The 23,586-nt window shown below is 68.5% G+C and carries 20 protein-coding genes; 17 read left to right on the forward strand and 3 right to left on the reverse strand.

The features are described from left to right. The first annotated feature begins 1 nt into the window (after window position 1). From bamA to argE, 12 genes are all read left to right on the forward strand, one after another. Window positions 2-2,287, forward strand: coding sequence for an outer membrane protein assembly factor BamA (bamA, locus tag EV683_RS07835; protein ID WP_131862418.1), 2,286 nt, complete (start codon window positions 2-4; stop codon window positions 2,285-2,287). A 14-nt stretch (window positions 2,288-2,301) separates the two neighbouring features. Beyond that, complete coding sequence (locus tag EV683_RS07840; RefSeq protein WP_131862419.1) at window positions 2,302-2,787, forward strand: OmpH/Skp family outer membrane protein; 486 nt, start codon at window positions 2,302-2,304, stop codon at window positions 2,785-2,787. Window positions 2,788-2,833: 46 nt separating this feature from the next. Then, window positions 2,834-3,883: a UDP-3-O-(3-hydroxymyristoyl)glucosamine N-acyltransferase gene (gene lpxD, locus EV683_RS07845; RefSeq protein WP_131862420.1), complete on the forward strand. Its 1,050-nt coding sequence runs from the start codon at window positions 2,834-2,836 to the stop codon at window positions 3,881-3,883. Continuing rightward, a complete protein-coding gene (gene fabZ, locus EV683_RS07850; protein ID WP_066609705.1) occupies window positions 3,880-4,329 on the forward strand; it encodes a 3-hydroxyacyl-ACP dehydratase FabZ in 450 nt (149 codons plus the stop codon). Before lpxD ends, fabZ begins: the two co-directional genes overlap by 4 nt. A 1-nt stretch (window position 4,330) precedes the next feature. Next, complete coding sequence (gene lpxA, locus EV683_RS07855; protein ID WP_131862421.1) at window positions 4,331-5,104, forward strand: acyl-ACP--UDP-N-acetylglucosamine O-acyltransferase; 774 nt, start codon at window positions 4,331-4,333, stop codon at window positions 5,102-5,104. A gap of 3 nt (window positions 5,105-5,107) precedes the next feature. Next, window positions 5,108-6,277, forward strand: a complete 1,170-nt coding sequence (gene lpxB / locus EV683_RS07860) for a lipid-A-disaccharide synthase (protein WP_131862422.1) — start codon at window positions 5,108-5,110, stop codon at window positions 6,275-6,277. Then, complete coding sequence (rnhB, locus tag EV683_RS07865; protein ID WP_197457383.1) at window positions 6,271-6,855, forward strand: ribonuclease HII; 585 nt, start codon at window positions 6,271-6,273, stop codon at window positions 6,853-6,855. The genes lpxB and rnhB overlap by 7 nt, the downstream gene beginning before the upstream one ends. A 68-nt stretch (window positions 6,856-6,923) precedes the next feature. Further along, window positions 6,924-7,124, forward strand: a complete 201-nt coding sequence (locus EV683_RS07870) for a hypothetical protein (protein WP_066609696.1) — start codon at window positions 6,924-6,926, stop codon at window positions 7,122-7,124. Window positions 7,125-7,140: 16 nt separating this feature from the next. Further along, window positions 7,141-7,644, forward strand: coding sequence for a molybdopterin-guanine dinucleotide biosynthesis protein B (gene mobB / locus EV683_RS07875; protein ID WP_066609695.1), 504 nt, complete (start codon window positions 7,141-7,143; stop codon window positions 7,642-7,644). Beyond that, window positions 7,628-8,827: a molybdopterin molybdotransferase MoeA gene (locus EV683_RS07880; protein WP_131862423.1), complete on the forward strand. Its 1,200-nt coding sequence runs from the start codon at window positions 7,628-7,630 to the stop codon at window positions 8,825-8,827. The genes mobB and EV683_RS07880 overlap by 17 nt, the downstream gene beginning before the upstream one ends. 3 nt (window positions 8,828-8,830) lie before the next feature. Next, a complete protein-coding gene (locus EV683_RS07885; protein ID WP_066609691.1) occupies window positions 8,831-9,175 on the forward strand; it encodes a 2Fe-2S iron-sulfur cluster-binding protein in 345 nt (114 codons plus the stop codon). A gap of 34 nt (window positions 9,176-9,209) precedes the next feature. After that, the gene (gene argE, locus EV683_RS07890) at window positions 9,210-10,370 is read left to right on the forward strand and encodes an acetylornithine deacetylase (protein ID WP_131862424.1); all 1,161 of its coding nucleotides are present in this window, start codon (window positions 9,210-9,212) and stop codon (window positions 10,368-10,370) included. A gap of 53 nt (window positions 10,371-10,423) precedes the next feature. On the opposite strand, the gene EV683_RS07895 is transcribed toward argE, so the two are convergent. From EV683_RS07895 to EV683_RS07905, 3 genes are all read right to left on the reverse strand, one after another. Beyond that, window positions 10,424-11,584, reverse strand: a complete 1,161-nt coding sequence (locus EV683_RS07895) for an HD-GYP domain-containing protein (protein ID WP_066609688.1) — start codon at window positions 11,582-11,584, stop codon at window positions 10,424-10,426. A 57-nt stretch (window positions 11,585-11,641) separates the two neighbouring features. Further along, window positions 11,642-15,517, reverse strand: coding sequence for an ATP-dependent RNA helicase HrpA (hrpA, locus tag EV683_RS07900; RefSeq protein WP_131862425.1), 3,876 nt, complete (start codon window positions 15,515-15,517; stop codon window positions 11,642-11,644). 193 nt (window positions 15,518-15,710) lie between these two features. Continuing rightward, the gene (locus EV683_RS07905; RefSeq protein ID WP_131862426.1) at window positions 15,711-17,192 is read right to left on the reverse strand and encodes a methyl-accepting chemotaxis protein; all 1,482 of its coding nucleotides are present in this window, start codon (window positions 17,190-17,192) and stop codon (window positions 15,711-15,713) included. 489 nt (window positions 17,193-17,681) lie between these two features. Here EV683_RS07905 and EV683_RS07910 point away from each other — a divergent pair, with 489 nt between their 5' ends. The 5 genes from EV683_RS07910 (at window position 17,682) to EV683_RS07930 (ending at window position 23,083) form a co-directional block, all read left to right on the forward strand. After that, window positions 17,682-18,791, forward strand: coding sequence for an aromatic ring-hydroxylating oxygenase subunit alpha (locus EV683_RS07910; RefSeq protein WP_066609683.1), 1,110 nt, complete (start codon window positions 17,682-17,684; stop codon window positions 18,789-18,791). Between the two features lie 73 nt (window positions 18,792-18,864). Next, the gene (locus EV683_RS07915; protein ID WP_131862427.1) at window positions 18,865-19,410 is read left to right on the forward strand and encodes a hypothetical protein; all 546 of its coding nucleotides are present in this window, start codon (window positions 18,865-18,867) and stop codon (window positions 19,408-19,410) included. Further along, complete coding sequence (locus EV683_RS07920; RefSeq protein WP_243694740.1) at window positions 19,407-20,273, forward strand: DMT family transporter; 867 nt, start codon at window positions 19,407-19,409, stop codon at window positions 20,271-20,273. The genes EV683_RS07915 and EV683_RS07920 overlap by 4 nt, the downstream gene beginning before the upstream one ends. A gap of 86 nt (window positions 20,274-20,359) precedes the next feature. After that, on the forward strand, window positions 20,360-20,716 hold the full coding sequence (locus tag EV683_RS07925; protein ID WP_066609856.1) for a SpoIIAA family protein: 357 nt from the start codon (window positions 20,360-20,362) through the stop codon (window positions 20,714-20,716). Window positions 20,717-20,776: 60 nt separating this feature from the next. Next, window positions 20,777-23,083, forward strand: a complete 2,307-nt coding sequence (locus EV683_RS07930) for a Tex family protein (RefSeq protein ID WP_131862428.1) — start codon at window positions 20,777-20,779, stop codon at window positions 23,081-23,083. Window positions 23,084-23,586 lie beyond the last annotated feature (503 nt).

Here is a 23,586-nt window from a genome sequence, read left to right on the forward strand (position 1 = left end):
CATGACAATGAAACTCGTTGCGGCAGCGCTTCTTGGTCTGTCGACGTCCGCCGCTTGGGCGCTCGAACCTTTTGTGATCAAGGATATCCGCGTGGAGGGCCTGCAAAGGACCGAAGCGGGCACCGTGTTCAACTACCTGCCGATCAAGGCGGGTGACACCTTCACCGACGACAAGGCGCAAGAGGCGATCAAGGCCCTGTTCGCGACCGGCTTCTTCGACGACGTGCGCGTCGAGGCCGACAACAACGTGGTGGTGCTGGCCGTGGTCGAGCGGCCGGTGATCGCGCAACTGACGGTCAGCGGCTCGAAGGAATTCGACCGCGAGCAGATCAAGAAATCGCTGAAGGCCAACGGCTTTGCCGAGTCGCGCATCTTCGACCAGGCGCTGCTCGACCAGGCGGTACAGGCGCTCAAGCGCGAATACTTCAGCCGCGGCAAGTATTCGGTCGAGATCACGCCGAGCGTGACCCGCCTCGAACGCAACCGCGTATCGGTCAACCTCGATATCGCCGAGGGCGTGACCGCCAAGATCCGCGACATCCGCATCGTCGGCGCCCGGGCGTTCAAGGAAGAGGCGCTCAGGGACCTGTTTTCGCTGAGCACCGGCGGCTGGTTCTCGTGGATCACCAAGGACGACCAGTATTCCAAGCAGAAGCTGTCGGCCGACCTCGAGACGCTGCGCGCCTTCTACCAGAACCAGGGCTATCTCGAGTTCAACATCGAGTCGACCCAGGTGTCGATGAGCGCCGACAAGGAGGCGATCTACCTGACGGTCAACATCGCCGAGGGCAAGCGCTTCACGGTGTCCGACGTCAAGTTCGCCGGCGACCTGAAGGCGCCCGAGGACGAGCTGCGCAAGCTCTTGAAGGTCAAGCCGGGCGACGTGTTCAACCGTGAACTCGTCAACGAGTCGGTGACCGCGGTCAGCGACCGCCTCGGCAACGACGGCTACGCCTTCGCCAACGTCAACGTGGTGCCCGAGATCGACCGCGACAAGGAAACCGTCGCCTTCACGCTGTTCGTCGACCCGGGCCGCAAGACCTACGTGCGCCGCGTCAACATCACCGGCAACAACAAGACGCGCGACGAGGTGGTGCGCCGCGAGATGCGCCAGCTCGAGGGCGCGCCGTACGCCAGCGACAAGATCAAGCGCAGCAAGGACCGCGTCGAGCTGTTGGGCTACTTCGAGCAGGTCAATATCGAAACGCCGGCGGTGGCCGACACCGCCGACCAGGTCGACGTCAACGTCAACGTCAAGGAGCGCCCGACCGGCAGCATCTCGGCCGGCGTCGGCTTTGTGCAGGGCGAGGGCGTGCAGCTCTCGGCCAACGTGTCGCAGAGCAATATCTTCGGTTCGGGCAAGTCGATGTCGGTCGGCTTCTCGAACGGCAAGGTGAACAAGTTCGCCAACGTGTCGTTCACCGACCCGTACTTCACGCCGGACGGCGTCAGCCTCGGTTACGACTTCTACCTGCGCGACTATCGCCCGGACGAGATCAACCAGAGCCAGTACCGGACCCGCACCACCGGCGCGACCGTGCGTAGCGGCGTGCCGGTCACCGAGTTCGACCGCATCAACGTCAGCCTCGGCGTCGAGAACACCAAGATCGACACCTTTGCCAACAGCCCCCAGCGCTACCTCGACTTCGTCGGGCAGTACGGCAACAACAACAACACGCTCCTGGGCACCGTGGGCTGGGCGCGCGACACCCGCGACAGCGCGCTGTGGCCGACGCGCGGCGGCGTGCTCAGGACCAGCGCCGACGCCGGTCTGCCGGGCGGCGACATCGAGTATTATCGCCTGACCGGCCAGGCCACCTGGTTCTTCCCGCTGTCCAAGAGCTTCACGCTGATGCTGAACAGCGAGGCCGGTTACGCGAACGGCTACGGCAAGACCAGCCGCCTGCCGTTCTTCCAGAACTTCTACCTGGGCGGTATCGGCTCGGTGCGCGGCTACGACAGCGGCAGCATCGGTCCGCAGGACGTCAACGGCGACTACCTCGGCGGTACGCGCAAGCTGGTGGCCAACGCCGAGCTGCTGTTCCCCTTCCCGGGCATGAAGGACAACAAGTCGGTGCGCACCAGCGTGTTCGTCGACGCCGGCACGCTGTGGGACGACAAGGAAGCCGGCAGCAGCGCGGGCGACGCGCTGCGCTACTCGGCCGGCGTCGCGCTGACCTGGCTGTCGCCGGTCGGCCCGATGAAGTTCAGCTTCGCGAACCCGCTGAAGAAAGAAGAAGGCGACAAGGCGCAGCGCTTCCAGTTCCAGCTGGGTACCGTGTTCTAAGGAGCGTGTCAGTCATGAAAGCCCTGATCAGCGCCGCGCTCGTGGCCGGCCTGCTGGCGCCGGCGGCTCAGGCGGCCGAGCTGAAGATCGGTTTCGTCCAGATCGAGCGCATCTACCGCGAGGCCGCGCCGGCGGTGGCGATCCAGAAAAAGCTCGAAAAGGAGTTCGGCGAGCGGCGCAACGAGCTGCGCCGCCTCGCCGAGCGCGCGAAGGAGCTGGAAAAGCAGCTCGCGCGCGGCAACCTCGCCGAGAAGGACCGCAAGTTGGCCGAGCGTGAATTCGCCGGCGTCGACCGCGACTACCGCGCCAAGGCGCGCGAGTTCTCCGAGGACTTCAACCAGCGCCGCAACGAGGAGTTCGCCGGCGTCCAGGAGCGCGCCAACCGCGCGGTCAGGCAGATCGCCGAGCGCGAGCAGTTCGACATCGTGCTGCAGGACGCCGTCTACGTCAGCCCGCGTATCGACCTGACCGCCAAGGTGCTCAAGGAACTGGAAAAGTAAGCGAAACCCAACCCGGAGAAGCCGGCCTCGCGTCGGCTTTCGTTTTATGAACTGGATGCTATCGGACATCGTCGCCCGCCTGGGCGGCGAACTCGTCGGCGAAGACCGCGCCGTCGCGCGCGTCGCGCCGCTCGAGCGCGCGCGGCGCGACGAGATCAGCTTCGTCGCCAGCCCCAAATACCGCAAACAGCTGGCCGGCTGCGAGGCCGGCGCGCTGATCGTGCCGGCGGCGCTCGCCGAGGCGGCGGCCGAAGGCGGCCGCCCGCTGATCGTCACGCCGGACGCCTATCTGTACTTCGCGCGTCTGGCGCAGCTTTTCCACCCCGCGCCGGCGCCGCAGGCCGGCGTGCACCCGAGCGCCACGTTGGCCGAGGGCGTGCGGGTCGGCGCGACGAGCGAGATCGGCGCGCGCGTCGTGCTCGGCCGCGACGTCGTCGTCGGCGAGCGTTGCCGGCTGCTGCCCGGCGTCGTGGTCGGCGACGGCACGGTGATCGGCGACGACGTCACGCTCTACCCGAACGTGACCGTCTACCACAACTGCCGCATCGGCTCGCGCGTGACCATCCACTCGGGCGCGGTGATCGGCGCCGACGGCTTCGGCTTCGCGCCCAGCCGCGACGGCTGGGTCAAGATCCCGCAGGTCGGCCGGGTGGTGATCGGCGACGACGTCGAGATCGGCGCGAACACCACCATCGACCGCGGCGCGCTCGACGACACGGTGATCGGGCAGGGCGCGATCATCGACAACCTGGTGCAGATCGCCCACAACGTCGAGGTCGGCGCGCGTACCGCGATCGCCGGCTGCGCCGGCATCGCCGGCAGCACCAAGATCGGCGCCAACGTCGTGATCGGCGGCGCGGTGATGATGGTCGGCCACATCAGCATCGCCGACGGCACCTTCATCGGCGGCGGCACGCTGGTCAACAAGTCGATCAAGACCCCCGACAACTATTCTTCGTCCTACCCCCTGTCGACGTACAAGGAGTGGGTATCGAACGCAGTCCATTTGCGCCATCTGGACGCGCTCGCCAAGCGGGTCAAATCGCTCGAGCGCCGGCTGGCGGCGGAACAAAACCAAGAGGAATCAGAACAATGAGCGAAGCCGTCAGCATCGACGTGCGCGAGATCATGCGCTACCTGCCGCACCGTTACCCTTTCCTGCTGGTCGACCGGGTGACCGAGTTCGAGGCGAACGTGCGCGTCAAGGCGATCAAGAACGTCACCATCAACGAGCCGTTCTTCATGGGCCACTTCGACGGCTACCCGGTGATGCCGGGCGTGCTGATCATCGAGGCGCTGGCGCAGGCGGCCGGCATCCTGTCGATCAAGAGCGTCGGCGAGCGCCCGGAGAACGAGCTGTACTTCTTCGTCGGCATCGACAACGCGCGCTTCAAGCGCCAGGTGGTGCCGGGCGACCAGCTGACGCTGGAAGTCGAGCAGCTCGCCGTCAAGCGCGGCATCGCCAAGTACAGCGCGCGCGCGCTGGTCGACGGCCAAGTCGCGTGCGAAGCGGAAATCATGTGCGCCAAGCGCGAGGTGTGAGATGGCGATTCATCCGACCGCAATCGTAGACCCGAAGGCCCGGATCGCGTCCGACGTCGAGATCGGCGCCTACAGCATCGTCGGCCCGAACGTGAGCATCGATTCGGGCACCTGGATCGGTCCGCACGTCGTGATCGAGGGCCACACCTCGATCGGCAAGAACAACCGCGTGTTCCAGTTCTGCTCGCTGGGCGCCGCCCCGCAGGACAAGAAGTACGCCGGCGAGCCGACGCGGCTGGAGATCGGCGACAACAACACCATCCGCGAATTCTGCACCTTCAACGTCGGCACCGCGCAGGACGTCGGCGTGACCCGCCTGGGCAACGACAACTGGGTGATGGCCTACGTGCACATGGCGCACGACTGCCAGGTCGGCAACCACACCATCTTCGCCAACAACGCGACGCTGGCCGGCCACGTCCACGTCGGCGACTGGGTGATCCTCGGCGGCTTCACCAGCGTGCACCAGTTCACCGTGATCGGCGATCACGCGATGACGGCGTTCTCGAGCGCCGTCGCGCAGGACGTGCCGCCGTTCGTGATGGCGGCGGGCAACCGCGCCAAACCGGCCGGCATCAACGCCGAGGGCCTCAAGCGCCGCGGCTTCAGCCCCGAGGCGATCCGCGCGGTGAAGAACGCCTACAAGGCGATCTACCGCCAGGGTCTGTCCTACGAGGACGCGCGCGCCCGGATCGAGGACGAAGCGACCCGCGTGCCCGAGCTGGCGCCGTTCACGCGCTTTTTCGCGCTGTCCGAGCGCGGCATCATCCGTTAAGCGATGCCCGGACCCTTGTTCAAGCGGCCGGGTGCGCTCAAGGTCGCGCTGGTGGCCGGCGAGGCCTCGGGCGACCTGCTGGGCGCGCACCTGATGGCGGCGCTCAAGGCGCGCCACCCCGACATCGAGTTTGCCGGCATCGGCGGGCCGCGCATGCTCGCGCAGGGCATCAATTCGGTCGTGCCGCAGGAGCGGCTCGCCGTGCGCGGCTACGCCGAGGTGTTGTCGCGGCTGCCCGAACTGTTGCGCATCCGTCGCCGGCTGCGCGACGCGCTGCTTCGCCAGCGTCCCGACGTCTTCGTCGGCATCGACGCGCCCGACTTCAACCTCGGGCTTGAGAAGGCGCTCAAGCAGCGGGGCGTGCGCACCGTGCACTACGTCAGCCCGTCGGTGTGGGCGTGGCGGCCGGAGCGGGTGCAGAAGATCGGCGACGCGGCCGACCGCGTGCTGTGCCTGTTCCCGATGGAGCCGCCGCTTTACGAGGCCGCCGGCGTGCCGGTCACCTTCGTCGGCCACCCGCTGGCCAGCGAGATCCCGCTCGAACCCAAACCCGCCCAGATGCGCGAGCGGCTGTCCTTGCCGGCGCACGCGCCGGTGTTCGCGCTGATGCCGGGCAGCCGCGTCAGCGAGATCGACTATATGGGCGAACTGTTCGTCGAGACCGCGCGCCGCCTGGTCGCGCGTTATCCGGACGCACAGTTTTTGGTGCCGCTGGCGACGCGCGCGACGCTCGACGCCTTCGACAAGGTGCTGACCCGGCAGAAGGCGTGGGACCTGCCTATCCGCAAGCTGTTCGGCCACGCGCAGATGGCGATGGTCGCCAGCGACGTGGCGCTGGTCAAAAGCGGCACCTCGACGCTCGAGGTCGCGCTGACCAAGACGCCGATGGTCATCACCTACAAGCTGTCGTGGCTGACCTACCGGCTGGTCAAGCGCAAACTCAAGCTGCCGTGGGTCGGCCTGCCCAACATCCTCTTGGGCGACTCGGTGGTGCCCGAACTGTTGCAGTACGACGCGACGCCCGACAAGTTGGCCGAGGCGGTCGCCGCGCTCTACGACGACGAGGCGGCGAAGAAGGCGCTGGTCGCGCGCTTTACCGCGCTGCACGAGTCGCTCAGGCAGGACACCGCCGGTCTCGCCGCCGACGCGGTGCTCGCGGTGGCCAAATGCTGATCGCCGGCGTCGACGAGGCCGGGCGGGGCCCGCTGGCCGGCGCGGTGTTCGCCGCGGCGGTCATCCTCGACCCGGCGCGGCCGATCGCCGGGCTGGCCGACTCGAAGAAGCTGTCGGAAAAGCAGCGCGACGCGCTCGCGCCGCTGATCCGCGAGCGAGCACTCGCCTGGTGCGTCGCCAGCGCCAGCGTCGCCGAGATCGACACGCTGAATATCCTGCACGCCACGATGCTGGCGATGCGCCGCGCGGTCGAAGGCCTGGCCGTGGCGCCCGACGAGGCGCTGATCGACGGCAACCGCGTGCCCACGGGGCTGGCGATGCGCGCGCGCGCCATCGTCAAGGGCGACGCGCTCGAGCCGGCGATCTCGGCCGCGTCCATCCTCGCCAAGACCGCGCGCGACGCGGAGCTGGTCGCGCTCGACGCCGAGTATCCGGCCTACGGTTTCGCACGCCACAAGGGCTACCCGACCGCCGAGCACCTGGCGGCGATCGAGGCGCACGGCGTGCTCGCCGTGCACCGCAAGAGCTTCGGCCCGATCCGGCGCTGGCTCGACAGCCAGCAGGGCGAACTTTTCTAGTGCATTGCCTCCGCCCGTCGGCGGGGCGATAGTGGAATGAAGAGTCCCCCGCCGACGAGGAGAGCGCGATGAACCGCTACTGCATCTGGTTTCTGACCCCGGACGACGAGGTGCTGCGCCGCGCCGAAGTGGCGCTCGACAACACCATCCACTGCCACGCGGTGCTCGAGGAGATCGAGTCGCAGCTGGCGATAGACTGCGGCCTCTCCTCGGTGGTCATCATGGAGTGGAAGCGCTTCGAGGAGCCGGCGCCGTCGCCGTTCGCCTGAATCCGACCGACCGACGATGAAGATACTCGCGATATCCGGCCATTCCGGCTGCGGCAAGACCACGCTGATCACCCGGCTGATCCCGGCGCTCAAGGCCGCCGGGCTGTCGGTCGCGGTGATCAAGCACACCCACCACGACGTCGAATGGGACGCGCCCGGCAAGGACAGCTACCGCCACCGCGAGGCCGGCGCGCGCCAGGTGATGCTGGTCACGCCGAGCATGCGCTTTTCTGCCGAGCCGCTGGTCGAGGCCGACGCCGTGCCGCTGATCGCGCACGTCGCCGCGCTGTCGCCGTGCGACCTGGTGCTCGCCGAGGGCTTCAAGCACGAAGCGGTGCCGCGCCTCGAAGTGTTCGACGCGGCGCTGAACCGCCCCTGGCTCTACCCCGACGATCCCCGCGTGATCGCGCTGGTGAGCGACACGGCACCGCAGGCCGCGCTGCCGTGCTTCGCCCGCGACGCGATCGACGACATTGTCCGTTTCCTACTCGACTGGTTCCACCATGCAAAGCTTTCTTGACGTGAACGCCATGCGCGCCTGGCTCGACGCGCGCGCCACCGCGCTGACCGGGCGCGACACCGTCCCCCTGCTTGCCGCGCTCGGCCGCGTGCTCGCCGCCGACGTGGTCGCGACGCTCGACGTGCCGCCGCACGACAACAGCGCGATGGACGGCTACGCGGTGCGCGTGGCCGAGCTCGGCCAACCCTTGCCGGTCAGCCAGCGCATCCCCGCCGGCACGGTGCCCAGGGCGCTGGCCGACGGCAGCGTCGCGCGCATCTTCACCGGCGCGCCGCTGCCGCCGGGCGCCGACGCGGTGGTGATGCAGGAAGTGTGCACCGTCGGCGCCGACGGCCGCGTGTCGGTCGACGCCGAGGTGACGCTCGGCCAGAACATCCGCCGCGCCGGCAGCGACATCGCCGCCGGCAGCGTGGTCGCGCCGGCCGGCAAGCGCCTGACGCCAGCCGACCTCGGCCTGCTGGCGTCGATCGGCATAGCCGAAGTCGACGTGATCCGCCCCCTGCGCGTCGCGGTGTTCTTCACCGGCGACGAGCTGGCCGAGCCGGGCGAACCCCTGGCCGACGGCAAGATCTACAACTCCAACCGCTACTGGCTGACGCCCTTGTTGCTGCAGCTCGGTTGCGAGGTCACCGACCTGGGCACCGTTCCGGACGACTTCGGCGCGACGCGCGAGGCGCTGACCGACGCGGCCGACTTCGCCGACATCATCCTGACCTGCGGCGGCGTGTCGGTCGGCGAGGAGGACCACGTCAAGGCGGCGGTCGAGGCGGTCGGCACGCTCGACTTGTGGAAGATCGCGATCAAGCCGGGCAAGCCGTTCGCCTTCGGCCGCGTCGGCGCCGCCGACTTCATCGGCCTGCCGGGCAACCCGGTGTCCGGCTACGTGACCTTCCACGTGTTCGTGCGCCGCTACCTCGAACAGCGCCAGGGCCTGGCCGAGGTGCGCGAGCCGAGCGTGATCCGGCTGAAGGCGGCGTTCGAGTGGACGCGCGCCGACGCCCGCCGCGAGGAATACCTGCGCGTCAAGCGCGTCGTCGAGAACGGCGAGACGGTGCTGGCGCGCTTCGCCAACCAGAACTCCGGCGTGCTGTCGTCGTGCGCGTGGGCCGACGGCCTGGTGCGCCTCGCGCCGGGGCAGACGGTCGCGCCGGGCGACTGGGTCGACTACCTGCCGTTCGAGTAAGCGATGCCGAACGTCTCCTTCTTCGACGAGGCCGGCGCGCCGGTCGCGACGCTCGACGCGGTCGAAGGCGACAAGCTGATCGACCTGGCGCAGTTCCACGGCCTGCCGCTGCACTGGCGCTGCGGGCAGGGCACCTGCGGCACCTGCAGGGTGCGCGTCGTCATCGCCGGCGCGCCGCCGCTGCCGGTCGGCCGGCTCGAGCGCAACGTGCTGTTGCGCGAGCAGCTGATCGACACGGCCGCCGCGCTGTCCGATGCGTGGCCGGCCGACGGGTCGCGCTGGCGGCTCGCCTGTCACGTCGCGGTCGGCGATGCCGACCTTGCGGTGACGTTGCCGAGCCCGCCCTGAGCGTCTTACACTGGCGATTCTCACCGGAGTCGCCATGCCCGCATCCCAAGACCTGCTCGCGCGGCTGGTCGCGTTCGACACCACCAGCCGCCGCTCCAACCTCGACCTGATCGACTGGGTCGCCGACTACCTGTTCGACCACGGCCTGCGCCCGCGCCTGAGCTACAGCGACGACCAGCACAAGGCCAACCTGTTCGTGCGCATCGGCGCCGACGACGCGCCGGCGCTGGTGCTGTCCGGCCACACCGACGTGGTGCCGGTCGACGGCCAGGACTGGCACACCAACCCGTTCACGCTGACCGAGAAGGACGGCCGCCTGTACGGTCGCGGCAGCGCCGACATGAAGGGCTTCATCGCCAGCAGCCTCGCGCTGGTGCCGCAGGCGGTCGATTTGGCGGGCGCGGGCCGCCTGGCGCGCCCGATCGCGCTGGCGCTGTCCTACGACGAGGAGGTCGGCTGCATCGGCGTGCGCCGGCTGATCGCCGACGTGGTCGCCGCCGGCGAGCGCGTGTCGGGCGTCATCGTCGGCGAGCCGACCGAGATGCGGCCGGTGATCGCGCACAAGGGCATCGCGCAGTACCGCGTGAAGGTGACCGGCCGCGAGGCGCATTCGTCGCTGACGCCCTACGGCGTCAACGCGATCGAATACGCCGCCAAGCTGATCGTGCACCTTCGAAGGTTGGCCGAGACCGAGGCGGCCTTCGGCCATCGCAACGCGCTCTACGACGTGCCGTTCACGACGCTGCAGACCGGCCTGGTGACGGGCGGCGTCGCCGCCAACATCGTGCCGCGCGACTGCGAGTTCGTGTTCGAATGCCGCTGGCTGCCCGGCGACGATCCGCAGCGCTTCACAGACTCGCTGCTCGACTACGTCGGCCAGCTCGTCGGCGAGATGCGCGAGGTCGCGCCCGAGGCCGACATCCGGATCGAGCCGCTGGTGCATTGCCCGGCCTTCGAATCGGAGGAGGGCTCGGCGGTGCGTACCGAGACCGCGCGCCTGTGCGGCTGCGCCGACGGCGCCGGCGTCGCCTACGCGACCGAGGCCGGGCTGTTTCAGGAGGCCGGCTTCCCGGCGGTGGTGTGCGGTCCGGGCTCGATCCGCGAGGCGCACAAGCCGAACGAGTTCGTCGAGGCCGCGCAGCTGGCCGCCTGCGACGACTGGCTCGCGCGTCTGCTGGTGCCGCCGGCGCGTTAAGTGCCGAACGCGTCCCGCGAAGCGAGAACGCCGCCCGGCGAGGGCGGCGTTTCTCATTTCCACAGCCGCACGAGGAAGGCCGGCCGCACGCCGGCGGCGGAGAGCGACGCCGCCTCGACGATCTTGTGCTGCGGGTTGCGCGCGTCGCGCGGCAGCGGTTCGGCGTACGGCGGGCCGTCGACCTTGCGCAGCGCGGCGACGCGCGGCGTGTTCGCCTTGTCGCCGCGCTGGGTGACGACGGCGATCTCGTTGCTGGCGAGCTTGACGAAGCTGCCGGGCGGGTAGACGCCGAGCTCCTTGATCAGCAGCGCGACGTAAGTGGGGTCGAAGGCGCCGAACTCGCCCTTGAACAGCCGCGCCAGCGCGGCCGACGGCAGCTGGCCGGGGCGCTGCGCGTTGCCGACCAGCAGCGCGGCGAGCACGTCGACCAGGCGCAAGAGCTGCGCGTGCGGGTGGATTTCGGCGGCGGCGAGGCCCATCGGGTAGCCGCTGCCGTCCGCATCCTCGTGGTGCTGCTGGACGAGCTCGTGCCAGCGCGCGTCGTCGACGCCGGCTTCGCGCAGGATGGCCGACGACAGGAGCGGGTGGGCGAACATCGCCTCGCGCTGCTCGTCGCTCAGCGACTCGCCCTGCTGCGCGAGCTGGTTGTGCAAGAGCGTGACCGACACGTTCATCGTCAGCGCCGCGCACAGCAGCGCCTTGTATTCTGCCGGCTCAAGGCCCAGACGCCGGCCGAGCACCGCCAAGAGCGCGGCGCTGTGCAGGCTGTGCGCGCTGCCGTAGTCGGCGAACGGCACCAGGAGGCAGGCGGCGATCAACCCGTCCGGGCTGCGCTCGGCCAGGCTCGCGAGGCCGTCGGCGACGTCGCGGATCGCGTCGGCGAAACCCCTGACCGCCAGCGCGTGGTTGAGCAGGCCCCTGACGCGGCGGGTCAGGAAGTCGAGCTCGACCAGCGGGTTCTTCGGCCGCGCCGCTTCCTCGGCCTCGCGCTGGGCGGCGGCGCGTTCGCGCTTTTCGCGCTCGAGCCGCGCCTCGACCTCGTCGGCGTCGCCGGTGCCGACCGTCAGCAGCTTGTCGCGCTGCTCGGGGCTCAGCACGTAGTGGCCCTTCTTGAGCAGCAGGATGCCGTTCTTGGCGTAGACGTCGACCTGCAGTTCCTGGCCGACGCGGACCAAGAGCGGCGGCAGTTTGGCGGTGTTACGGGTTTCGCTCATATTCGCAGACTCTGACAGACGCCTCATTCTAGCCGCGCGACGCGCCGCGGTGGCGGCTCAGCGCGGCAGCTCGTTCCACGCCTTTTGCAGCCGCTTGACCGACACCGGGAACGGCGTCTTCAGCTCCTGCGCGAACAGGCCGACGCGCAATTCCTCGATCAGCCAGCGGTAGGCCAACAGTTCGGCCGACGCGCCCTCGCGTTGTTCCTCCTCGGCGACGCGCGTCTCCCACTGCTTCCACAACTCGCGCACCTCGGCGCCGCGCTGGCCGTCGCGCTGCGGGTTGGCCGGCTGCTTGTCCATGCGCAAGCCCATCGCCTTCATGTAGCGCGGCAGGTGCGGCAGCTGCTCCCACGGCGTTGCGGCGAGAAAGCCCTTGTAGACGAGGCGGTCGAGCTGTTGCTTGAGTTCCACGCCGAGGCGGTGTTTCGCGAGCTTGGCGTTCAGCGTCTGGTACTCGGCGGCGATCTGGTTGAGGTAGCCGGTGACCGCCTGGGTGACCGCCGGCAGCTTGGTGCGCGCGCGCGCGACCTGGTCCTTGAACTGTTTCTCGTTGCGCGGCAAGGGGTCGTCGCCGATGAAGGCGCGGTCGCAGATCGCGGCGATCGCGTCTTCCAGGAGGTCGTCCGAGTTGGCGACGCCGCGCAAGAGCAGCGCGGTTTGCGTGAAGCCGGGCAGGCCCTTCCTGAGCTGCTTCATCTGCTCCTTCAACTGGAACTGGATCAGCCGCACCACGCCGGCGCGCATCGCCACGTTGGCCGAGGCCTCGGTGTCGAACAGGCGGATCGCGACCTTGTCGTCCTCGATGCACAGCGCCGGGTAGCCGGTCAGTTGCGCGCGGCCGCGCGCGAACTTGATCGACGCCGGCAGCTCGCCGAAGTCCCACGTCTTGACGTCGTCGCGCTCGATGTCGAGCGTGCTGTCGGAGAACGCCAGCTGCGCCGCCTGGCCGAACTGCTTTTGCAATTCGATCAGGTCGCGTCCCATGCCCAGTTCCTGCTTGCCGTCGTCGATCACGCGGAAGTTGAACAGGCAGTGCGCCGGCAGCTCGATGCCAGCGAAGTCGTCCGCCTCGACCTTCAGCCCGCCGGTCTCGCGCAGGATGAAGCGCGCCAGCTGCGGCGCGATCGGCTCGCTGCGGTCGACCTTCCAGTCGAGGAAGCGGGTCACGAAGTCCGGCACCGGCACGCAGCTGCGGCGGATCTGCTTGGGCAGGCCCTTGATCAGCAGCGCGAGCTTCTCGCGGATCATGCCTGGCACCAGCCATTCGAACGGCGCCGGCGTCAGCCGGTTCAGGATGGGCAGCGGCACGTCGACGGTCACGCCGTCGAGCGGGTGGCGCGGCTCGAAGCGGTAGCGCAGCCTGAGGCGGCCGTCCGGCGTGTCCAGCCACTCGGGGAACTGCTCCTCGGTGATGTTCTCGGCCGCGTGCTGCATCAGGTAGTCGCGCGTCAGCCACAGGCGCTTGGGCTCCTCGGCCTCGGCCGACTTGCGCCACGCCTCGAAGCTGGCCGCGTCGACCACCTCGGCCGGGATGCGCTTGTCGTAAAAGCCGAACAGCACCTCGTCGTCGACCAGCACGTCCTGGCGGCGCGCCTTGTGTTCGAGCTGCTCGACCTCGCGGATCAGCCGGTTGTTGTGCTGGAAGAACGGCGCGTTGCTCGAATACTCGCCGGCGACCAGCGCGCCGCGGATGAACAGCTCGCGGGCGACGATGGGGTCGATGCGGCCGTAGCTGACCGGGCGGCGCGGGATCACCGTCAGCCCGTACAGCGTGACGCGTTCGCTGGCGACCACCTCGCCGCGCGCCTTTTCCCAGTGCGGGTCGAAGTAGTGCGACTTGACCAGGTGCGGCGCGAGCTTCTCGATCCATTCCGGGTCGATCTTGCCGACGCAGCGCGCGTAGAGCCTGGACGTCTCGGTCAGCTCGGCGGCGACCAGCCACTTCGGCTTGGCCTTCTTCAGTCCCGAGGCCGGGAAGATGTGGAAATGGCTGCCGCGCGCGCCGAGGTAGTCGTCGCCGTCGAGCGACTTCATGCCGACGTTGCCGATCAGGCCGGTCAGGAGCGCCTTGTGGATCTGCTCGTAGGTGGCCGGCGTGTCGTTCAGGCGCAGCTCGAGGTCGGCGGCGATCTGCGCGAGCTGGCCGTGCAGCTCGCGCCACTCGCGCATGCGGATGTGCGACAGGAAGTGCTCGTGGCAGACGTTGATCAGCTGGCGGTTCGACTTCTTGTGCTTCAAGGCGTCGTCGAAGAAGTCCCACAGCGCGATGAACGACAGGAAGTCCGAGCCCTCGTCCTTGAACTTCGCCTGCGCGCGTTCGGCCGCCTCGCGCGCCTCGAACGGCCGCTCGCGCGGGTCCTGGATCGACAGCGCCGACGCGAGGATCAGCATCTCGCGCACGCAGTGCTGCTCGCGCGCGGCCAGCAGCATGCGGCCGATCTTCGGGTCGACCGGGATGCGCGCGAGCTCGCGGCCGATAGGCGTCAACTCGTTGCGCTCGGTCACCGCGCCCAGTTCCAAGAGCACCTGGTAGCCGTCGGCGATCAGCCGCGACGACGGCGCCTCGATGAAGGGGAACTGGTCGACCTCACCTAGCCTGAGCGCCGCCATGCGCAGGATCACCGCCGCGAGGTTGCTCCTGAGGATTTCCGGGTCGGTGAACGCCGGACGGGCGTTGAAGTCGTCTTCCGAATAAAGGCGGATGCACACGCCGCTCGAGACGCGGCCGCAGCGGCCGGCGCGCTGGCGCGCGGCGGCCTGCGAAATCTTCTCGACCAAGAGCTGCTCGACCTTGGCGCGCGGACTATAGCGGTTCAGCCGCGCAAGGCCGGTGTCGATCACGTACTTGATGCCGGGCACGGTCAGCGAGGTCTCGGCGACGTTGGTCGCCAGCACCACGCGACGGCCGCCCGAGGGGCGGAAGATCTTCTGCTGGTCCTCGTTGGAAAGGCGCGCGAACAACGGCAGGATCTCGTAGCCGCGGACCGGCGATTTCCTCAGCGCCTCGGCGGTATCGCGGATCTCGCGCTCGCCGGGCAGGAAAACCAGCACGTCGCCCGGGCCGAGCCGCGAAAGTTCGTCGACCGCGTCGACGATCGCCTGTTCCATCTCGATCTCGGCCTCGTCCTCGTCGCGCTCGCTCAGCGGCCGGTAGCGGACCTCGACCGGGTAGGTGCGGCCGGAGACCTCGATCACCGGCGCGTTGTCGAAATGCTTCGCGAAGCGGTCGGCGTCGATGGTGGCCGAGGTGATGATGACCTTGAGGTCGGGCCGGCGCGGCAACAGCTGCTTCAGATAGCCGAGCAGGAAGTCGATGTTGAGGCTGCGCTCGTGCGCCTCGTCGATGATGATCGTGTCGTAGGCGGTCAGGAAGCGGTCGGTCTGCGTCTCGGCCAGCAGGATGCCGTCGGTCATCAGCTTCAGGTAGCTCTTCTCCGAGGTCTTGTCGGTGAAGCGCACCTTGAAGCCGACCACCTCGCCGATGCTCGACTTCAGCTCCTGCGCGATGCGCGTCGCCACCGAGCGCGCCGCCAGACGCCGCGGTTGCGTGTGGCCGATCAGGCCGGCGACGCCGCGTCCCAGCTCGAGGCAGATCTTCGGTATCTGCGTGGTCTTGCCCGAGCCGGTCTCGCCGCAGATGATGGTCACCTGGTTCTTGTCGATCGCCGCCTTGAGCTCGGCCAACTTCTGGTTGACCGGCAGGTCGGGGTCGAACTCGGGGCGGGGCAGGTGCGCGCGGCGCGCGGCGACGCGCTCGCGCGAGCGTTCGATCTGGGCGGCGATATCGGCCAGCAGGCGGTCGGCCGGCTGGCCGCGTTTCATGCGTTCGACGGCGTCGGACAGCTTGCGGCGCAGCGCGTGCTGGTCGCGCAACAGGCAATGGGGCAGGGCGGCCTTGAGGTCGGCCAGGGACGGGACGGGCGTCGTCATGCGGCGTAAAGAGCGGAGTCGAAGGTCAAGCCGGCGATTATAGCAGAGCGGCCGCGCCGGCACGGCGGCGTGCCCCGCCGCGTCTTTGTCGCCCGGCAGCGAGCGTGCAGGGCGGGCGCCGGGAACAGCCGGCCGACCCGCGCCCCGCTCGCTGGCGTGCCGTCCGGCCGCGCTCAGCCCCGGGAGCTCGTCGTCAGGCCGCCGGCTGGTCGTGTCGTCTGACCGACTCGCCCAGTTCGGCCATCAGCCTGTCGAGCCGGCCGGTCGCGTCGGCGATGTGGCCGGTTTCGTCCGACAGCGCGCGCGTCGTCGCCGCGACGGCGGCGGTGTCGGCGGCGAAGTCGGCGAAGCCGCGTTTCTGTGTCTCGCCGGCGGCCGCGATCGCCGCCAGCAGCCCGGCCAGCCGGTGGGTGCCGTCTATCGTCGCGCCGAGCGTGCGTTGCGCGTGCGCCGCGTGCTCGCTGCCGGCGTGCATCTGCGCGTTGCCGTCCTGCATCGCGACGATTGCGGCCTCGGTCCCGTCGACGATCAGCGAGATCTTCTGGTCGATGTCCTGCGTCGCGTTCTGCGTACGCTCGGCCAACTTGCGGACTTCGTCGGCGACCACCGCGAAGCCGCGGCCCGATTCGCCGGCGCGCGCCGCTTCGATCGCCGCGTTCAGCGCCAAGAGGTTGGTCTGGTCGGCGATGTCGCGGATCAGCTTGACGATGCCGTTGACCTCGGCGCTCTTCTGGCCGAGCTCGTCGAGCCGGCCGGCTGCCGCGGCGATCGCCGCGCGCGCCGACGCAAGTTGCGCGACCGCCGCGTCCATCGCGTCGCCGGCGCCGCTGGCCGCCTCGCCGGCGGCGCGCGCCACTTCGCGTGCGCGGTCCGATTCGGCGGCGTGCTCGCTCGACATCGCGGCCATCGCCTCGGCCGTCGCCATCATGCCCTCGGCGCGGGCGCGCTGCTTGGCCATGGTGCGCGCCATCGATTCGGTGCTGGCGGCGATGTCGCGGCTCTCGCCGGACGCGGCGCCGATCGAGCGGGTCACCTGGGCCAGCAGCGCGGCGATCGCCGCGCTGGCGCACTCGGCGTCGGCGCGCGCGGCGTCGAGCTTCGCCAGGCTTCGTGCCTTGGCGCGGTCGTAGGCCGTCGCCAGCGACAGCACGACGAGGGAGAGGCCGACCAGCGACTTGGCCTGCTGCAGCGGGTGGTGCTCGGCGCCGATCGGCGAGACGGGAAGCGCGCCCGGGGCGTTCGAGGCGAGGAAGACGACGGCGATGGCGGCGAGCGTCAGCGCCGACCAGACGAGGCCGGCGAGCCGGCCGCCGACGAACACCGCGGCGAACGGGATCGACGCGAACCATACGCTGCTCGTCGACAGGATGCCGCCGTTGACGTAGACCATCCAGCACACCATGCCGTACATGCAGGCGACCACGTAGTGGGCGACCAGTCCGATCGCGCCGCTCGCGCGCAGCAGCGGCGGCCCGGCCAACAGGCCTGCGCCGCCGGCGAGGATGCCCCAGGCCATCGCCGGGTGGTGCAGCTTGAAATAGGACACGGCGAACAGCGGGGCGATCACCCCCGCCAAGAGCGCGACGCCGACCACGGTGCGCGCGCGGATCAGCGCGTCGTGCTCTTCGCGCACGCGCTCGGGGATGAACCATTCGGTGACAGCTTGCAGGGCCATGCGGCGTTCCTTCCTCTGTAGTCGCTGCCTCGTGAAGGCGCGATGTCGTTGTTGTTTTCGCTCCCGCGCGGGGCGTGGATCGAAAATAAAACAAATGTTTGAATGCATCAATCGGGCGGGCGGGAGAAGCGGGGGATGCCACCGGCGCGCTGTCGTCGATTTGCCGCAGACGATGGGCGAGACAGCCGGTGGGCGGGCGTGGAAATCTTGCCGGCGAGGCCGGTACAAGGTCTTGTTTTGACTCGCGCTGCCGCCGGCTAAATGCCGTCTGCTGCGGATTTGTTGCACCAATTTGGCTTCGGCGCGTTTTTTTGCAAATTATTTGCCGTGCGCGCTTGCCCCGGGGGGGGATTTGGGACAGAATCCCCCCCCTCGGGCTCGCGGCGTCCGTGTCGCGCGCGTCTTTCGCAAACAAGTAATCCGTAAACCTCGTTATATCGAGCGGGATTCGGCTGGTCTTAAACCTTCGTTGATGGGGGTGTGGGAATAATGTCTGATCTGGCTTCTTCGCAACTTCTCAAGGCGTCCGCGGCACAGCTGCCGGTCCACGTCTACTTCGATCCCGACTTTTACGCGCTCGAGCAGAAACTGCTGTTCGGCGACGCGCCGCGCTATTACGGCCACGAGCTGATGGTGCCGAACGCCGGCGACTATCACACGCTCGAGTGGCTGGGTCATGGCCAGATGCTGAAGAACGTCGACGGCGAGGTGAAGCTGATCTCCAACGTCTGTCGGCATCGCCAGGCGGTGATCTACAAGGGACGCGGCAACGGCAACCATATCGTGTGCAATCTGCACGGCTGGACCTACGACCAGGAAGGTGCGCTGATCGGCGCGCCGCACTTCCCGGAAACGCCATGCCTGAACCTGAACCAGACGCCGCTGACGCGCTGGAACGGCCTGTTGTTCGACGCGCGCCGCGATATCGGCAAGGATCTGGCCAAGCTTGGCGTCGCCAAGCATATGAGCTTCGACGGCTACGCCTTCCACAGCGCGCACAGCACCGAGTACGACTTCAACTGGAAGACCTTCATCGAGGTTTACTCCGAGGATTACCACGTCGACCCGTTCCACCCGGGGCTGGGCAACTTCGTCGACTGCGGCGACCTCAAGTGGGAGTGGGGCGACCACTACCACGTGCAGACCGTCGGCGTGAAGAACCGGCTGGCGCGCGCCGGCTCGCGCGTCTACGGCAAGTGGCACGAGGAAGTGCTGCGTCGCTACGAGCAGACGCAGCCCGAGTTCGGCGCGATCTGGCTGACCTACTACCCGAACATCATGGTCGAGTGGTATCCGCACGTGCTGGTGGTCAGCGTCGCGATCCCGCGCGGTCCGGAAAAGACCACGGTGATCACCGAGTTCTACTACCCGGAAGAGGTCGTCTGGTTCGAGCCCGAGTTCGTCGAGGCCGAGCAGGCCGCCTACTACGAGACGGCCAAGGAGGACGACGAGATCTGCTACCGCATGCACGAGGGCCGCAAGGCGCTGTGGCTGGCCGGCCGCTCCGAAGTCGGCCCCTACCAGTCGCCGACCGAAGACGGCATGCAGCACTTCCACGAGTACTACCGCCGGCTGATGGGCGACGCGCTGGCCGGCTGACGCTGGCGCAAACGCCCGCCCGCGGGCACAATGACGAGGCGCGGACCGGTTCCGCGCCTTTGTTTTTCCGTCCATGCCTACGTTTCTGTCCCGAATCCTGATCCTCGCGCTCGGCCTGACCCTGGCCGGGCCAGCCCTGGCCGCCGTCTACCGCGACCCGCAGGGCGCGCTGCGCTTCGAGTTGCCCGACGGCTGGCGCGTGCGCGCCTATCGTCAGGACGGCGCGCGCCAGTGGCGCGTCGTACCGCCGAAGGCCGACCAGCGCGAGCGCGCGGCGATCGAGGTGCTGGTCAAGATCCGTCCGCTCGCGCCGGGCGAGTCGCTCGACCGTCTCGCGCGCCGGCTGAAGAAAGCCGACGGCGACCGCGAGCCGGCGCGCTCCTTGCAGTACAACCGCGCCGAGGAGCGCCTGTTCGCCGACGTGCGTGAGGCGCGGCTGGTGTCCGGCGGCTTGTGGATCGTACGGCGCGAGTACCGGCTGTACCAGCGGGTCGGCAGGAAGACGATGATCGAGGCGCGTTGCTCGGCCAACGCCGCCGAGTTCGCGCCGGTGCGCCGCGCGCTGATGACGCTGTGCGCGTCGGTGCGGCCGCTGCCGGCGCCGCGGGGCGGGCGATGAGCGGCTGGCGCGAGGCGCTCGCCACCGGCCGGCTCGGCGCCGGCTGGATGATCGTCGCGGCGTTCTGCTTCGCGGCGATGGGCGTGTTCGTCAAGCTCGGCAAGCCGTACTTCTCGCCGGCCGAACTGTTGTTCTACCGCACGCTGATCGGTTTCGCCTTCGTGTCGGCGCTGGTCGGCGCGCGCCGCCAGCGCGTGCTGTCGGACAACTGGGGCGCGCATCTGAAGCGCAGCTTCACCGGCTACGCGGCCATCGTCTGTCTTTTTTACGCGATCACCGCGCTGCCTTTGGCGACCGCCGTCACGCTCAACTACACCTCGACGCTGTTCTTCGCGCTGATCTGCGTGATCTGGCTGCGCGAGCGACTGAGCGGTCGCGTCGCCTGCGCGCTGCTGATCGGTTTTGCCGGCATCGTCACGCTGCTTCGGCCGACCTTCGACAGCCAGACCTGGTTCGCCGCGCTCGTCGGGCTGCTGTCCGGCTTCTTCGCCGGCGCGTCGATCTTCCAGGTGCGCGAGCTCGGGCAGATGGGCGAGCCCGAGTGGCGCACCGTGTGGTGGTTCACCGGCGTGTCGACCCTGTTGTCGCTAGTCTGGCTGTTGTTCCACCGTTTCAGCCCCATCACCTCGGCCAACGTCTGGATCCTCGCCGGCCTCGGCGCCTCGGCCACCGCCGGCCAGCTGGCGATGACGCGCGCCTACAAGGAGGGGCGCAAATTCCTCGCCGCCAGCTTCGGTTACTTCACCGTGGTGTTCTCGGCGCTGATGGGCTGGGCGCTGTGGGGCGACGCCTTGTCGGTCGCGAGCATGGTCGCAATGGGCGCCGTCGTGCTGTCGGGCCTGATCGCCGCGCGGCGCGCTTGAGCGGCCGGGCGTCTTGTCCGGCGTCAACGCAAAGCCGCGCCGCGGGGCTAGAATCAAAACGACATTCACCCCGCATGGAGCACGCCATGATCTCGATCCGCGAGCAGGCCTACGGCCTCGACGTTGCCCTCTACAACGAATTCACCCTGGCCGATTTCAAGCTGTTCGAAGACGCGCTGACCAAAAGGCTGGCCGAGCGCGACAAGCCCGACGTGCTGCTCGACCTGGCCGACCTGAAGGACTTCACGCTCGACATGGCGCTCGAGGAGCTGCGCTTCGTGCGCGAGCACGAGGCCGACTTCGGCCGCGTCGCCATCGTCGTCACCGATATCTGGATCAAGCTGGCCGCCCATATCGCCGGCCTGTTGTCGAAGACGCGCTGCCAGTACTTCGACACCGTCGAGGAGGCGCAGGCCTGGCTCGAAAACCCCGTCGCCGCTTGATCTTCGCCGCGCGGCCGTGACAGACTCGGCGCTTCTCGCAACAAACCAGAAGAAACGCCGATGTTGCCCAGCATTGCCCGCCGCCTCGCGGCCGAACTGAATGTCCGCGAGGCGCAGGTCGCCGCCGCCATCGAACTGATCGACGGCGGCGCCACCGTGCCCTTCATCGCCCGCTACCGCAAGGAAGTCACCGGCGGGCTCGACGACACCCAGCTGCGCCAGCTCGACGAGCGCCTCGTCTACCTGCGCGAACTCGACGAGCGCCGCGCGGCCATCCTCAAGAGCATCGCCGAGCAGGACAAGCTCAGCCCCGAACTCGAAGCGGCGCTCTACGCGGCCGACAACAAGACCACGCTCGAAGACCTTTACCTGCCGTACAAGCCCAAGCGCCGCACCCGCGCGCAGATCGCGCGCGAAGCCGGGCTCGAGCCCTTGGCCGACAGCCTGCTGGCCGACCCGTCGCAAGACCCGGCAGCGTTGGCCGAGACCTATATCAACGCGGAAGCCGGCGTCGCCGACGCCAAGGCCGCGCTCGACGGCGCGCGCGCCATCCTGATCGAACGCTTCGCCGAGGACGCCGAACTGCTCGGCCAACTTCGCGAGAAGCTGTGGAACGAGGGCGAGCTCGCCGGCACCGTCGTCGCAGGCAAGGAGGTCGAGGGCGCCAAGTTCTCCGACTACTTCGCGCACCGCGAGCCGATCAAGTCGACGCCGTCGCACCGCGCGCTGGCGCTTTTGCGCGGTCGCAACGAGGGCGTGCTCAGCCTCGCGCTCAAATACCAGCCGGACGAGACGCCGATCACGCAGCGATCTTCCTATGAAGAGCTGATCGCGGCGCGCTTCGGCGTCAAGGACGCCGGCCGTGCTGCCGACAAGTGGCTGCTCGACACCGTGCGGCTGGCCTGGCGCGCCAAGATCTTCCTGTCGCTCGAACTGGAACTGGTCGGCCGCTTGAAGGACGCCGCCGACCTCGACGCGATCAAGGTGTTCTCGGCCAACTTGCACGACCTCTTGCTCGCCGCGCCGGCCGGCCCGCGCGCGACGCTCGGCCTCGACCCGGGGCTCAGGACCGGCGTCAAGGTCGCGGTGGTCGACGCCACCGGCAAGCTGGTCGACACCGCCACCATCTACCCGCACGAGCCGCGTCGCGACTGGGACCGCTCGATCGCGGTGCTGGCCGCGCTGTGCGCCAAGCACAAGGTCGAGCTGATCGCGATCGGCAACGGCACCGCCAGCCGCGAGACCGACAAGCTCGCCGCCGAGCTGATCAAGAAATACCCGGAAATGGGCATGACCAAGATCGTCGTGTCCGAGGCCGGCGCGTCGGTGTACTCGGCGTCCGAGCTGGCCGCGCGCGAATTCCCCGACCTCGACGTCAGCCTGCGCGGCGCGGTGTCGATCGCGCGCCGCCTGCAGGACCCGTTGGCCGAACTGGTCAAGATCGATCCCAAATCGATCGGCGTCGGCCAGTACCAGCACGACGTCAACCAGGGCGCGCTGGCGCGCGCGCTCGACGCGGTGGTCGAGGACTGCGTGAACGCCGTCGGCGTCGACGTCAACACCGCGTCGGTGCCGCTGTTGACGCGCATCTCCGGCCTCAACGGCACGCTGGCGGCCAATATCGTCGCCTACCGCGACCAGCACGGCGCGTTCAAGACCCGCCAGGAGCTGCTCAAGGTCTCGCGTCTCGGCGAGAAGACCTTCGAGCAGGCGGCCGGCTTCCTGCGCATCATGAACGGCGCCAACCCGCTCGACGCGTCGTCGGTGCACCCGGAAGCCTACCCGGTGGTCGAGCGCATCGTCGCGCGCACCGGCCGCCCGGTGAAGCAGCTGATCGGCGACGCCTCCTACCTGAAGACGATCCGCCCGGCCGACTACACCGACGAGCGCTTCGGCCTGCCGACGGTGATGGACATCCTCAAGGAGCTCGACAAGCCCGGTCGCGACCCGCGTCCCGAGTTCAAGACCGCCACCTTCCAGGATGGCGTCGAGGACATCAAGGACCTGACGCCGGGCATGATCCTCGAAGGCGTGGTGACCAACGTCACCAACTTCGGCGCCTTCGTCGATATCGGCGTGCACCAGGACGGTCTGGTCCACATCTCGGCGCTGTCGGACAAGTTCGTCGACGACCCGCGCAAGGTCGTCAAGGCCGGCGACATCGTCAAGGTCAAGGTGCTCGAGGTCGACGTGCCGCGTCGTCGCATCGCGCTGACCGCCCGACTCAACGACAGTCTCGAGTCGCGCTCGGCCAACCGCTCGGCCGGCGGCACCGGCGTGCAGGGCCGCGGCGACCGTCGCCCGTCGCGCCAGGAACCGCAAGGCGACACCGCGATGGCGGCGGCGTTCGCCAAGCTGCGCCGCTAAGGACGGAAGGTTGGCCGAGCTCGGCCAACCTGCTTCGTCTTTCCGCAAGGGCCGCGTCAGCGGCCCTTTTGCATGGGTGGCGGTCGTCGGTCGGTTGCCGGGCCTGGATCGGTGGAAGGGGAAGGGACCGGTGATCTGCTTGTCGGGAGCGGTTTCGCGCGCATTGACGTTCATGCCTGGCGCCAGGCTTGGGTTGAAGTTTTGAAAAATCAATGGCTTAGTGGAATTTTGTGTTTGCGGCACGCTTTTTTCGCGATTTTTGTCGCGAAAGGTGTTGACGTCGCGGGAGGGGGTGGGTATAGTTCGCCTCCTCGCTGCAGCGCAAACGAAACAACGCGACGCAGCCCGCTCTTTAATAAATCGAACAACCGATAGGTGTGAGTTTCTGGCTTCGGCAAGAAACTGGCACCAGCAAGTAGCGCGATCTTCGGATCGTGGCCTTGCGGACCAGAAGTACGATTAGCTTAGGTTTGAACTGAAGAGTTTGATCCTGGCTCAGATTG

This window comes from Crenobacter luteus (genome assembly GCF_004345725.1).
Classification (GTDB): Bacteria; Pseudomonadota; Gammaproteobacteria; order Burkholderiales; family Chromobacteriaceae; genus Crenobacter; species Crenobacter luteus.

Bases quoted from the DNA above. Each gene is read 5' to 3' on its own strand.
- bamA (WP_131862418.1), top strand. From the start codon at position 2: ATGACAATGAAACTCGTTGCGGCAGCGCTTCTTGGTCTGTCGACGTCC.
- EV683_RS07840 (WP_131862419.1), top strand. From the start codon at position 2,302: ATGAAAGCCCTGATCAGCGCCGCGCTCGTGGCCGGCCTGCTGGCGCCG.
- lpxD (WP_131862420.1), top strand. From the start codon at position 2,834: ATGAACTGGATGCTATCGGACATCGTCGCCCGCCTGGGCGGCGAACTC.
- fabZ (WP_066609705.1), top strand. From the start codon at position 3,880: ATGAGCGAAGCCGTCAGCATCGACGTGCGCGAGATCATGCGCTACCTG.
- lpxA (WP_131862421.1), top strand. From the start codon at position 4,331: ATGGCGATTCATCCGACCGCAATCGTAGACCCGAAGGCCCGGATCGCG.
- lpxB (WP_131862422.1), top strand. From the start codon at position 5,108: ATGCCCGGACCCTTGTTCAAGCGGCCGGGTGCGCTCAAGGTCGCGCTG.
- rnhB (WP_197457383.1), top strand. From the start codon at position 6,271: ATGCTGATCGCCGGCGTCGACGAGGCCGGGCGGGGCCCGCTGGCCGGC.
- EV683_RS07870 (WP_066609696.1), top strand. From the start codon at position 6,924: ATGAACCGCTACTGCATCTGGTTTCTGACCCCGGACGACGAGGTGCTG.
- mobB (WP_066609695.1), top strand. From the start codon at position 7,141: ATGAAGATACTCGCGATATCCGGCCATTCCGGCTGCGGCAAGACCACG.
- EV683_RS07880 (WP_131862423.1), top strand. From the start codon at position 7,628: ATGCAAAGCTTTCTTGACGTGAACGCCATGCGCGCCTGGCTCGACGCG.
- EV683_RS07885 (WP_066609691.1), top strand. From the start codon at position 8,831: ATGCCGAACGTCTCCTTCTTCGACGAGGCCGGCGCGCCGGTCGCGACG.
- argE (WP_131862424.1), top strand. From the start codon at position 9,210: ATGCCCGCATCCCAAGACCTGCTCGCGCGGCTGGTCGCGTTCGACACC.
- EV683_RS07895 (WP_066609688.1), bottom strand. From the start codon at position 11,584: ATGAGCGAAACCCGTAACACCGCCAAACTGCCGCCGCTCTTGGTCCGC.
- hrpA (WP_131862425.1), bottom strand. From the start codon at position 15,517: ATGACGACGCCCGTCCCGTCCCTGGCCGACCTCAAGGCCGCCCTGCCC.
- EV683_RS07905 (WP_131862426.1), bottom strand. From the start codon at position 17,192: ATGGCCCTGCAAGCTGTCACCGAATGGTTCATCCCCGAGCGCGTGCGC.
- EV683_RS07910 (WP_066609683.1), top strand. From the start codon at position 17,682: ATGTCTGATCTGGCTTCTTCGCAACTTCTCAAGGCGTCCGCGGCACAG.
- EV683_RS07915 (WP_131862427.1), top strand. From the start codon at position 18,865: ATGCCTACGTTTCTGTCCCGAATCCTGATCCTCGCGCTCGGCCTGACC.
- EV683_RS07920 (WP_243694740.1), top strand. From the start codon at position 19,407: ATGAGCGGCTGGCGCGAGGCGCTCGCCACCGGCCGGCTCGGCGCCGGC.
- EV683_RS07925 (WP_066609856.1), top strand. From the start codon at position 20,360: ATGATCTCGATCCGCGAGCAGGCCTACGGCCTCGACGTTGCCCTCTAC.
- EV683_RS07930 (WP_131862428.1), top strand. From the start codon at position 20,777: ATGTTGCCCAGCATTGCCCGCCGCCTCGCGGCCGAACTGAATGTCCGC.